Origin of the sequence: Streptomyces sp. CA-210063 (assembly GCF_024612015.1) — a bacterium.
In the GTDB taxonomy this organism is placed as follows: Bacteria; Actinomycetota; Actinomycetes; order Streptomycetales; family Streptomycetaceae; genus Streptomyces.
Window position 1 is genome coordinate 4686064 of record NZ_CP102512.1, and the last position, 12361, is coordinate 4698424.

Here is a 12361-nt window from a genome sequence, read left to right on the forward strand (position 1 = left end):
CTCTCCGGTCGACGCTGGGTTCCCCCAGGCTTGCGTCCCGGGGCGGGCACCCCCTGAGGCAGGTGCCTCACACGGGGCTCGGCGTTCGGCCCGGGGGTCGGGTCATGCTGACGCTGCGGAGTGTGACGGTACATCCCGCCCCCGTGTCAAACGGGAAAAGCCCACAACGGCCACTCGAACGGTAACCCGACTACCGCCATTCCTGCCGCCCGGCGTGTTCTCCGATCCGTTCGAGCCGATGCGGAGGGTCACCTTTCCGTTACCGTGCACGCTCCCCGGCCCGGTTTCCGGTGCCCGCTCAGATCTGCGTGAAGCACCATGCGCCGAGCACGAGGGCGGTGACCGCCACGACGCTCGCGAGGGTCGCCGACGTCACGGGGCGCACCCCGTGGGCGACGGGCCGGCCCTGGCGCAGCCGGGTCGCGGTCCACAGCAGCAGCCCGCCTCCGAACAGGGCGAACACCACCCCCACGAAGATCGCCGGTCCGCTCTCCATGTCCCGTCCTCCCACCCCTCGGCACCCGGGACGGGAGGCTGGCACGGATGGGAAGCGGGTGCGCGAACCCGAGGTGAACGCGAGGCGTCCGGGCCCTCAGACCGAGCCGGGCGTGGGTATCTTCCCGGTGGTCTTCGACACGTCGGCGTTGCGCACCGTGCACACCACCTTGTTGAAGCCCTTCTTCCACTCGGTCTCGTCGGACACCCAGCCCGACACGATCAGGTCAGCGCCAGGCGCCCAAGTCGACTCGAACCTGTTGGTGCACAGCTTGCCCCCTTCGTCGAGGGCGCCCTGGAAGGTCATGCTGCCCGGGGCCTGCACCGATCCGACCACCTGATCGGTGTGCGCTTCGGCACAGTCGGTCAGCGGCGCGTCGTACCCCTCGTCCTCCCTCGTGGTGTAGTCCCAGCAGTCGCCGACGGCCATCTGCGTGGGCCACAGATTCATGCCCAGATCACGGAGCCGGCCCACCTCGCCGCCGATCGGGACGTGCTTGCCGAGTACGAGACATGCCGTACCGCCCTTGGCCGCGGTGAATCCCTCCTTCGTCGGCACGAGCGCGTAGACCCCCGCGTCGGGCAGTGCCTCGGCCATCGGGTCCGCCTGGCTGCCGCAGCGCTGGGCGCCGCCGGCCTTGGCGTCCGCGTGGTCCGACGCGGTCTCTATCGCCACGACCTGGCCGTCCGGCCAGTCCTCGTCGCAGTCCACCACCCCGAGGTCGGGCACCGACTTGAACGCCGTCCCCGTCCAGACCGCCTTGACGCAGTCCCCCACCTCCAGCGGCCGTTTGAGGGCCGCCTGCTCGCCGTACGGATACTCCGACTGTGGTGACTCGAACGGGGAATTCGAGGGCGACGAAGTCGGATCGGGGTCAGGAGGCAGCACGTTGACCACCACCCAGGTCCCGCCGCCCGCCACCAGCAGCACGGCGACCACGACCGCGACGATCGCCGCCGCGGGCGTCTTCCGCTTCCCCCCACCGGGCGGCGGCCCCCCGGCCGTGATGGTCGGAAACCCCGCGTTCCCGGGCGGTTGACCGCCCCCGCCCCCGTACGGCGTCGACGGACTGGCCGCGTACGGCAGCGACTGGTTGCCCACCGTGCCGCCGTACGCCGCCGATTGCCCACCGGCACCGCTGCCGTACGGCGTGGCCGGATGGCCGACGGCACCGCCGTACGGCGACGACGGGCCTCCGGCAGCGCCACCGTAGGGCGTGCCCTGACCGCCCGCCGGGCTCCCGTAGGGCGTGGGCTGGCCTCCCCCGTACGGGCTGTAGCCGTCGTACGGGCCACGGGGCTGCTGCCCCTGCTGCCCTTGCTGCGCCGCGCCTGGGGTGGGCGGACCACCCGCCGGGGTGTTCGGTGACTGGGGCCCTCCGGGTGTGTGCGGGGCCCCCGGGGTCTGCGGCGTGTACGGCGTGTGGGGTGCGCCCGGCGTGTTCGGGGTGCCCCCGAGGCCGTGCTGCCCGGCGGCCACATACCCGGGCGGTGCGCTCGCCACGTATCCCGGAGGCGCACCGGCGGGCACATGACCGCCGGGCGTACCGGGCATGCCGGGAGTGGCAGGAGCCGGTCCGAAGCCCTCGGGCGCCGACGCGGGGGTGGCTCCCCAGCCCGGCGGTGTCGATGTGCCGCCCGCGTCCGCCACTCGCTCCAGACCCCGTGTCACCGCCTCCGGTGACAGTCGGCGCACCGGATCCTTGATGAGCAATCCGTGCAGGACGGGGGCCAGTTCACCGGCGCGAGCGGGTGGCGTCGCCTCCTCGCCGAGCAGGGCCGTGAGCGTCGCGTACTCACCGTGCCGGTCGAAGGGGCCGCGGCCCTCGACCGCCGCATACAGCGTGGCGCCGAGCGAGAACATGTCGGCGGCCGGCGTCGGCGGCTCGCCCCGCGCGCGCTCGGGGGCCAGATACCCGGGGGTGCCGAGGATGCCGGCGGTGGCGGTGAGCCGGGGCTCGCGGGACTCCGGCTGGAGCGCGATGCCGTAGTCGGTGAGCAGCACGCGCGCGTACGGGTCGCCCGAGGCGTCGGCCGCGAGCAGGATGTTGGCCGGTTTCACATCCCGGTGGAGTATGCCGATCCGGTGTCCCGCCGTGAGCGCGTCGAGGACGGCGAGCCCGATCCGGGCGACCTGCTCGGGCGGGAGCGGCCCCCGCTGCCGTACGACCGCCTGGAGGTCGATCGCGTCCGGCACGTACTCCATGACGATCCACGGCAGGCCCTCGTGCAGCACCACGTCGTGGACCGTCGCCACAAGCGGATGTCCACGCAGGCGCGCCGCGTGCCGGGCCTCGCTGCGGGCCCGGGCGATGCGCTGAGCGGGCTCGGTCGCGTCCATCGGGACGTCCGGCAGGGAGATCTCCTTCATGGAGACCTCGCAGGCCAACTCCTCGTCGTACGCGAGCCAGACCCTGCCCATGCCGCCCGCGCCCAGAGTGCGCAGCAGGCGATACCGGCCGTTGATGATCCTTCCCTGGCCCTGCTCCGGCGTATCCCCCGCCATCGCGATCCCCCGATCCCCCAGAGACAGCGCGTGCCTCCCCCGAGGACACGTCGAATCCGTCTCTTGAAAATAGCCTCGCACGTGCCACTGACAGGAGGCCTTTTACCGACCAATCCAGACAGAGGGCGCACAGGAGACTCAGGGGTACGAAGAGGCCACACCCGCCACGGGGACGGGCGTCGGGCGGGGCACCAATACCGTCACCGGACGGTGCGGAAATCGTCACCGGGCACGCAAGCCGGGCGGACCCCTCTCGCCGGTGCGGGCCCTTCCCGTCGCTGCCGGCGGCTCACGGAGCCGGTTCGATGAACCCCTGTTCGACGAGGAGCCGGATCTGGGTCGGTGTGCGGTCGCGCAGCGCCACCGGGTCCTCGCCGACGAGTTGGGCGATGGCGTCCAGAATCCGCCCCGCGCTGAGCGTGCCGTCGCACACACCGGCGAATCCCGCGCCGACCGTGTCCACCTTGGCGGCTCGGCGCATGCCCCGGTTCTGACGCAGCACCACATGCTCGGGGTCCTCGGCGCCGGGCAGCCCGACCTGCTCCTGGACGACCTCGGCGGTGAGCCGGAAGTGCGCGGCCAGGAGCGCCGCGTCGTCGTTCGCCCGCAGATAGTCGAGGCGCGCGAAGTGCTGCCGCACCGTGTCACCGAGCGGCTGTTCGACCGGATGCGGCCACTCCTCGACGGTGATCGAGGGCACGGCGGCCGCGGCGGCCGACTTCCGCAGCGTGATCCAGCCGAACCCGACGCCCTTCACCTTCCGCGCCTCGAACTCGTCGAGCCACGCGTCGTACCGCGCCCGGTACTCGGCCACGTCACCGCGGTGATCGCCCGCGTCCCGCAGCCACAACTCCGCGTACTGCGTGACGTCCTGGACCTCCCGCTGCACGATCCACGCGTCGCACCCGCGCGGCACCCACGACCGGAGCCGCTCCTGCCAGTCCTCCCCCTCCACGTGCTGCCAGTTGGCGAGGAACTGCGCGAACCCGCCCTCGTTCAGCCGCTCCCCCGCCTGTGAAACGAGCGTGCGGCACAGATCGTCCCCGCCCATCCCGCCGTCGCGGTACGTCAGCCGTGCACCGGGCGAGATCACGAACGGCGGATTGGACACGATGAGGTCGTACGTCTCGTCGTCCGCGACCGGCTCGAAGAGCGAGCCCTGACGCAGATCGACCGCAGGAGCCCCGGAGAGCGCCAGCGTGAGCGCCGTGATGTGCAGCGCGCGCGGGTTGAGGTCCGTCGCCGTCACGCGCGTGGCGTGCTGGGCGGCGTGCAGCGCCTGGATCCCGGAGCCGGTGCCGAGATCGAGGGCGGAGGCGACGGGCGTACGTACGGTGATGCCGGCGAGCGTCGTGGAGGCCCCGCCGACCCCCAGCACGACGCCCTCGTCCCGGCTCCCGATCCCCCCGGCCCCGCCGACCGCACACCCCAGGTCGGACACGATGAACCAGTCCTCACCATCGGGCCCGCCGTACGGCCGCAGGTCGACGGTTGCGGCGACCTCGTCGCCGTCCTCACCGACGGGAACCAGCCACCCGCTCTCCACGCACGCGTCAACAGGCAGGACGCCCTCCACGCGCGCGCGTGCGACCGGCTGCTGCAGCAGAAACAGCCGCACCAGCGCCTCCAGCGCCGTCTCTCCCCGCGTCGCCCTGAGCGCCGGCACCACCTCGCTCCGCGCCAGCGCCGCGTACGCGGAGGCGCCGAGCAGCTCAAGAAGCCCATCGGCGGTGAAGTCCGCGCCCAGCAGCGCGTCACGCAGCCGAGCAGCGACATCGGACCGGTCGACAGAGGGCAGAGAAGACAGCCTGGAGTCACTCACACCGCTCAGCGTATCCGCGAGCCGCCAAAGCGACCGTTCACACCTACGGACAGCCGCACCGCCGGGCAGCCACCCACCCGGCAGTAGCAGACGCCGATCTACCCGCCATAGCCGCGGGCAGTCACCCCGCTAGCCCGCCACCCACCCAGCAGCGGCAGACGCCGACCTACCTGCCATAGCCGCAGACAATCGCGCCACTAGGCGCCACCCAGCAGCGGCAGGCAGACGCCGACCTGCCTGCCATAGCCGCGGACAGTCACCCGCCCGGCCAGCGCCCACCCAGCAGCGGCAGACGCCGACCTGCCTGCCGTAGCTGCGGGCAGTCGTGCCGCTAGGGGCGGCACGGGTGGGCGCAGCGGCACCCGGCCGGCGCCGGTGAGCGAAGCCCGCCCCGCCCAGCACCAGCCGCCGGGCACCCAGCCGCCTCCGGCTCAGTCAGCCCATGGCCCAGTAAGCCCCGGCTCAGCTCTTCGTAGCCGAAGCCGGCGCCGACGCCGTCCCGGAGGTGGTCGCGGACTTGCAGCTCTGCTGCTCGGCCATGGCCTGCCCCACCTCGCCCTTCTCCAGCTCCTTCAGCGCGTCACTCCCGGTCTTGCTCAGCTTCTCCAGCTCGGTGGCAACCCCTTCGAGCCCGTCCGCGAACTTCGCCTGATCCTTCGTGTTCAGCGCGTCCGACTTCTTCTTCAGCTCGCCATACGCCGTCGACAGCTGATTCAGCTCGGCGACCGCGGCCTTCTGCTTCTTCTCGCCGTCCTCGACATCCGGCGCCCCGGCCTGCTGAATGGCCGTCGCCATCGCCTTGTACGCGTCGGAGATGTCCTGGAAGCCCTGGGAGTCGGCCTTCTGCACGTCCGCCGGTGCGCTGTCGTCCGAGGTCTCCTTCTGGATCGAGGCGTTGGCCGCCGCGATCTTCTTGATCTGCGGCTGCACGGAGTCGCAGACCTCCTTGGCCCAGGAGTTCAGCTTGTCGTTCGTCTCGTCGTCGCCGCTGCAGCCGGACAGCGCCAGTACCAGTACCGCACCGCCGGACAGTGCGGCCGCGAGCTTCTTGTTCACCGGATTGGTCCCTTCCATGGCTCTCGGCCCCGGAACATACACGCCAGATGGGCGACACCTGTGTGCCGAGCACCCCACGTACATCCTTTTGTAACCATTTGCACCAAGAGAGAGAAGGCTCACGAAGTCCATCGGCACGCAGAAGGGCGGGCGGGCGACGCGTCAACACGCGTCGCCCGCCCGCCCCTTGAACTGGGACCTCGTCAGACCGATCCCGAGACCGCCTACGAAACCACCGCAGGATCCGCCGACTTGGCCACCCGCTCGGAGTTGCCTTCGTCACCCATGGCGATCCCGCGCCGCTTGGACACGTACACCGCCGCGACGATCACGGCGATCGAGGCCACCGCGATGGCGACGCGCAGCCCGACGCTCTTGTCGTCGCCGTAGCTGAACTGGACGACCGCGGGCGCGATGAGCAGCGCGACGAGGTTCATCACCTTCAGCAGCGGGTTGATGGCCGGGCCCGCGGTGTCCTTGAACGGGTCGCCCACCGTGTCGCCGATGACGGTCGCGGCATGGGCCTCGCTGCCCTTGCCGCCGTGATGGCCGTCCTCGACGAGTTTCTTGGCGTTGTCCCACGCGCCACCGGAGTTGGCGAGGAACACCGCCATCAGCGTCCCCGTACCGATTGCGCCCGCGAGATAGGCGCCGAGCGCGCCGACCCCGAGGGAGAACCCGATCGCGATCGGCGCCATGACGGCGAGCAGACCGGGTGTGGCCAGCTCCCGCAGGGCGTCCTTGGTGCAGATGTCGACGACCCGGCCGTACTCGGGCTTCTCGCTGTAGTCCATGATCCCGGGGTGCTCGCGGAACTGCCGCCGCACCTCGTAGACCACCGCGCCCGCCGACCGCGAGACCGCGTTGATCGCCAGCCCCGAGAAGAGGAAGACGACCGCGGCGCCCGCGATGAGCCCGACGAGGTTGTTGGGCTGCGAGATGTCCATCATCAGGTTCATCGGCGCGCCTTCGCCGGAGACCTTCTCGCCGACCTCGTTCGCGGCCGTGAGGATCGCGTCGCGGTACGAACCGAAGAGCGCGGCGGCCGCGAGTACGGCCGTGGCGATGGCGATGCCCTTGGTGATGGCCTTGGTGGTGTTGCCGACGGCGTCCAGGTCGGTGAGCACCTGTGCGCCCGCGCCCTCGACGTCACCGGACATCTCGGCGATGCCCTGCGCGTTGTCGGAGACCGGCCCGAAGGTGTCCATGGCGACGATGACGCCGACCGTGGTGAGCAGCCCGGTCCCGGCGAGCGCCACCGCGAACAGGGCGAGCATGATCGACGTACCGCCGAGCAGGAACGCCCCGTACACGCCGAGGCCGATCAACAGGGCGGTGTAGACGGCCGATTCGAGACCGATGGAGATACCGGCGAGGACCACGGTGGCCGCGCCGGTGAGCGAGCTCTTGCCGATGTCCCGTACGGGACGCCGGCTGGTCTCGGTGAAGTAGCCGGTGAGCTGCTGGATCAGCGCTGCCAGCACGATGCCGATGGCCACCGCGACGACCGCGAGGACCCGTGGATCGCCGCCATGGCCCTGGATCGCCGTGTCCGTGACCCCGTCGAGGTCGGCGTACGACGACGGCAGGTAGGCGTAGACGGCGACGGCGACGAGCACCAGCGAGATCACCGCGGAGATGAAGAAGCCGCGGTTGATGGCGGACATTCCGCTGCGGTCGCTGCGGCGGGGCGCCACCGCGAAGATGCCGATCATCGCGGTGAGTACGCCGATCGCGGGCACGATCAGCGGGAACGCGAGCCCGGCGTCACCGAACGCCGCCTTGCCGAGGATCAGCGCGGCGACGAGCGTCACGGCGTAGGACTCGAAGAGGTCGGCCGCCATGCCCGCGCAGTCGCCGACGTTGTCGCCCACGTTGTCGGCGATGGTCGCGGCATTGCGCGGGTCGTCCTCCGGAATGCCCTGCTCGACCTTGCCGACCAGGTCGGCGCCGACGTCGGCGGCCTTGGTGAAGATGCCGCCACCGACACGCATGAACATGGCGATGAGCGCGGCCCCGAGTCCGAAGCCCTCCAGCACCTTCGGCGCGTCGGCCGCGTACACGAGGACCACGCAGGACGCGCCGAGGAGGCCGAGCCCCACCGTGAACATACCGACGACGCCGCCCGTGCGAAATGCGATCTTCATCGCCTTGTGCGAGACGGCGGTGAGATCTTTTTCCGGCTCTCCAGGCGCCGGTGTCGCTTCCCGAGCCGCTGCGGCGACGCGCACATTGCTGCGCACGGCGAGCCACATACCGATATAACCGGTGGCCGCCGAGAACGCCGCGCCGATCAAGAAGAACACCGATCGTCCGGCGCGCTGATTCCAGTCGTCCGCGGGCAGCAGCATGAGCAGGAAGAACACGACGACGGCGAATACGCCGAGCGTGCGCAACTGCCGTGCCAGATAGGCGTTCGCGCCTTCCTGGATCGCCGTCGCGATCTTCCTCATGCTGTCGGTGCCCTCGCCCGCCGCGAGCACCTGGCGCACCAGGACACCCGCCACGGCAAGCGCGGCCAACGCCACAGCACCGATCACCAAGACGATGATCCGGTTGTCGTCCGTCAGTACCGCGGCTGCGAAGTTCGTGGTGTGGTCAAACCTTTGAGGGGTAGAAAGCCCCGCCATTCGTCCTCCTTGACGCTTGGGCTGAGCTCAAGATGTGGACGGATTGTAGGGAGCGGAACCTGATCAAAACAGTGCGCGACAAACGGAATTGGCCTTCACATGCTCTTCAGCAAATGATCGGCACCCCACCACGCTACTCGAAAGAAGTAACGCCTCAAAAGCATTGACGCTTGATCAAATGATCGCGTGATTGATCGTGAATTCCTTCACGAATTCCGGTGTTCCGATGAACGGTGATCGGAATAAATGCCCGGCAAACACGAAGGGCCCTGCTCAGCAGGGCCCTCGCGGTACTACTTGAAGTTATGAGGATCAGGGCAGAACCGCGATCGACGGCGTCGTCGGCCAGGTCATGCGGATCAGTCCGCCGTTCTCCCCGGCCGAGACCTCGACATCGTCTACGAGGCCACTGATGACCGCGAGGCCCATGTCGTCCTCCTCGATGTCGGCATCCGCGTCGCCACCGGCACCCGATGACTTGTCACCGGGGACGGCGTGCGGCGCCTCGTCGCCGACCTCGATGGAGAACTGTTTCTCCTCCTCGATCAGCAACACCCGCACCGGCGCCGAGATACCACTGCTCTGATGCAGTCCGACGGCACGGGTGCACGCCTCGCCGACGGCCAACCTGACCTCGTCGAGGACGGCCTCGTCCACTCCGGCCCTGCGCGCCACCGCTGCCGCCACCAGTCGGGCGGTCCGGACGTGCTCGGGCAGCGCGCTGAAGCGGAGTTCAACGGTGGCCATGCATCCCCCTCGGAACTACGGGCGTGCTGTCGGAGGGCCGGGCCACACAGGCCCGGTCCCCCTCACTTGTCTCTGGCCGTCCGGGCGCGGGGCCCGGACGGACGTGATCAGTCAGTGGCCGCCACCGCTTCGTCGACCGAGGTGTGAATCGGGAACACCTTGGTCAGACCGGTGATGCGGAAGATCTTCAAAATCCGCTCCTGGTTGCACACCAGGCGCAGCGAGCCCTCGTGGGCCCGTACTCGCTTCAGGCCGCCCACCAGTACGCCGAGCCCGGTGGAGTCGAGGAAGTCGACGCCCTCCATGTCGACGACGAGGTGAAAACTCCCGTCGTTGACCAGCTCGACCAGCTGCTCACGCAGCTTGGGCGCGGTATAAACGTCGATTTCGCCACCGACCTCGACGACCGTACGATCGCCGACGGTACGGGTCGACAGGGACAGGTCCACGGATCCTCCAGCACCTTGCTATCGAGCGTTCGCCCCTCGGGACACCTCGGCTTGAAAGCCCCCGGGACGGTTCGCCAGCCGCGATGGCATTCAATCACTTACCGGCAGGCGTGCACGACGCCTTGGCTCCATTGTCCGTCACGCCGGTGACACACTCGATGCCGATGGCCAAGAATCACCGATCCGATCGATCCTCGACGGACACCGCCCCCAGCCCTTCGCCGAGCACGGTCCTGGACCGGCTCGCCTCGGGCGCAAGCCGGGCTTCGCGCATCACTCATACGGAGCATGTGCCCCCGCGCGCGGGCCGCCATGCCGTCTGGCCCGACCGGATCCGCTCGGAAGTCGTCGCCGCCGTGCAGGCCGCGGGAATCGAACATCCCTGGGCCCACCAGGCACGTGTGGCCGAGCACGCGCTGGACGGCGAGTCGGTCGTCGTCGCCACGGGCACCGCCTCCGGCAAGTCGCTGGCCTACCTCGTACCGGTCCTGTCGCGCCTTCTGGACGGCGCCGAGGCCCCCAACGGCCGCGGGGCGACCACGCTCTACCTGGCCCCCACCAAGGCCCTCGCGGCGGATCAGTGCCGATCCGTGAAGGAACTTTCACAACCTCTGGGAAACGCCGTACGCCCGGCCGTGTACGACGGAGACACGCCCGTCGAGGAGCGCGAGTGGGTGCGCCAGTACGCCAATTACGTCCTCACCAACCCCGACATGCTGCACCGCGGGATACTCCCCTCCCACCCCCGCTGGTCTTCCTTCCTGCGCGCCCTCAAGTACGTGGTCATCGACGAGTGCCACACCTACCGCGGCGTCTTCGGCTCCCACGTCGCCCAGGTGCTGCGCCGCCTCCGCCGTCTGTGCGCCCGCTACGGCGCCGAACCCGTCTTCCTGCTGGCCTCCGCGACCGCCGCCGAGCCCTCGGCCGCCGCAGGCCGCCTCACCGGCGTCCCGGTCACCGAGGTCGCGGACGACGCCTCACCCCGCGGCGAACTGGTGTTTGCCCTCTGGGAGCCCCCACTCACCGAACTCCACGGCGAGAAGGGCGCGCCGGTGCGGCGTACGGCCACCGCCGAGACCGCCGATCTTCTGACCGACCTGGTCCTGCAAGGCGTCCGCTCGGTCGCCTTCGTACGTTCCCGGCGCGGCGCCGAGCTGATCTCGGTGATCGCCCAGGAGCGCCTCGCGGCAGTGACATCAGCGGCTGACGCCACGGGCGCCCGCTCACTGGCCCACCGCGTGGCCGCCTACCGCGGCGGCTATCTCCCCGAGGAACGCCGCGCTCTCGAGCGCGCCCTCCATTCCGGCGAGCTCCTCGGCCTCGCCGCCACCACCGCCCTGGAACTCGGCGTCGACATCTCCGGCCTGGACGCCGTCCTCATCGCCGGCTACCCGGGCACCCGCGCCTCCCTGTGGCAGCAGGCCGGCCGCGCCGGACGCTCCGGCCAGGGCGCCCTCGCCGTCCTCGTGGCCCGCGACGACCCACTGGACACCTTCCTGGTCCACCACCCCGAGGCCCTCTTCGACCAACCGGTGGAATCGACCGTCCTCGACCCCGACAACCCGTACGTCCTCGCCCCTCACCTCTGCGCCGCCGCCGCGGAACTTCCCCTGACGGACGAGGACCTCGATCTGTTCGGCCCGGCGTGCGAGGAGTTGCTGCCGCAGCTGGAGGCCGCGAAGCTGCTCCGCCGCCGGGCCAAGGCCTGGCACTGGACGCGCCGCGAACGGGCCGCCGACCTCACCGACATCCGGGGCCAGGGCGGCCGCCCCGTCCAGGTCGTCGAGACCGGCACGGGCCGGCTCCTCGGCACGGTGGACGCGGGCGCCGCCCACACCACCGTCCACGAGGGCGCGGTCCATCTGCACCAGGGCCGTACGTACCTGGTGCGCGAACTGGACCTGGAGGACTCCGTCGCCCTCGTCGAACAGGCCGACCCGCCCTATTCGACGGTCGCCCGCGACACCACCGCCATCTCCGTCCTGGAGACCGACACCGCGGTCCCCTGGGGCGACGGCCGTTTGTGCTTCGGCTCCGTCGAAGTCACCAACCAGGTCGTCTCCTTCCTCCGTCGACGCCTCATCACCGGCGAAGTGCTCGGCGAGACCAAACTCGACCTCCCTCCTCGAACGCTGCGCACCCGCGCCGTCTGGTGGACTGTCACCGAGGACCAGCTGGACGCGGCCCGGATCAACCCCGAGATCCTCGGCGGCGCCCTGCACGCCGCCGAACATGCCTCGATCGGCATGCTTCCCCTCTTCGCGACCTGCGACCGCTGGGACATCGGCGGGGTCTCCGTCCCGCTCCACCCCGATACGCTCCTGCCGACCGTCTTCGTCTACGACGGCCACCCGGGCGGCGCGGGTTTCGCCGAGCGCGCCTTCCACACCGCCCGCGCCTGGCTCACCGCCACCCGCCAGGCGATCGCCTCCTGCGAGTGCGACGCCGGGTGCCCGTCCTGCATCCAGTCCCCCAAATGCGGCAACGGCAACGACCCGTTGCACAAGCGGGGGGCCGTACGGCTGCTGACCGAGCTGCTGCGCGCCGCGCCGGACGCTCCGCGGGAGGACCGGGTGCCTTAGGGCCTGGGGCGCCTTGGGACTCGGGGGTTCAGGGCGGCTTGGAGCTCGGGGTTTACGGGCGCCTTGGGACTCGG

Annotated in this window: 8 protein-coding genes; 1 reads left to right on the forward strand and 7 read right to left on the reverse strand. The window is 70.4% G+C overall.

All coding sequences use genetic code 11. The annotated features are described in order from the left end of the window. Positions 1 to 298: 298 nt before the first annotated feature. From JIX56_RS20235 to bldG, 7 genes are all read right to left on the reverse strand, one after another. A complete protein-coding gene (locus JIX56_RS20235; protein ID WP_257542619.1) occupies positions 299 to 496 on the reverse strand; it encodes a hypothetical protein in 198 nt (65 codons plus the stop codon). 96 nt (positions 497 to 592) lie between these two features. Next, positions 593 to 3001: a serine/threonine-protein kinase gene (locus JIX56_RS20240; RefSeq protein WP_257542620.1), complete on the reverse strand. Its 2409-nt coding sequence runs from the start codon at positions 2999 to 3001 to the stop codon at positions 593 to 595. Positions 3002 to 3290: 289 nt separating this feature from the next. After that, positions 3291 to 4823 carry a class I SAM-dependent methyltransferase gene (locus JIX56_RS20245; protein ID WP_257542621.1) on the reverse strand — a complete coding sequence of 511 codons (1533 nt, stop codon included), beginning with the start codon at positions 4821 to 4823 and terminating at the stop codon, positions 3291 to 3293. Positions 4824 to 5285: 462 nt separating this feature from the next. Next, positions 5286 to 5897, reverse strand: a complete 612-nt coding sequence (locus JIX56_RS20250) for a small secreted protein (RefSeq protein WP_257542622.1) — start codon at positions 5895 to 5897, stop codon at positions 5286 to 5288. 206 nt (positions 5898 to 6103) lie between these two features. After that, positions 6104 to 8509 carry a sodium-translocating pyrophosphatase gene (locus JIX56_RS20255; RefSeq protein WP_257542623.1) on the reverse strand — a complete coding sequence of 802 codons (2406 nt, stop codon included), beginning with the start codon at positions 8507 to 8509 and terminating at the stop codon, positions 6104 to 6106. A gap of 312 nt (positions 8510 to 8821) precedes the next feature. Further along, on the reverse strand, positions 8822 to 9256 hold the full coding sequence (locus JIX56_RS20260; protein WP_257542624.1) for an ATP-binding protein: 435 nt from the start codon (positions 9254 to 9256) through the stop codon (positions 8822 to 8824). 107 nt (positions 9257 to 9363) lie between these two features. After that, positions 9364 to 9705, reverse strand: a complete 342-nt coding sequence (bldG, locus tag JIX56_RS20265) for an anti-sigma factor antagonist BldG (RefSeq protein WP_005475923.1) — start codon at positions 9703 to 9705, stop codon at positions 9364 to 9366. 83 nt (positions 9706 to 9788) lie between these two features. Here bldG and JIX56_RS20270 point away from each other — a divergent pair, with 83 nt between their 5' ends. After that, complete coding sequence (locus JIX56_RS20270) at positions 9789 to 12287, forward strand: DEAD/DEAH box helicase (RefSeq protein ID WP_257542625.1); 2499 nt, start codon at positions 9789 to 9791, stop codon at positions 12285 to 12287. The last annotated feature ends 74 nt before the right edge of the window (positions 12288 to 12361 follow it).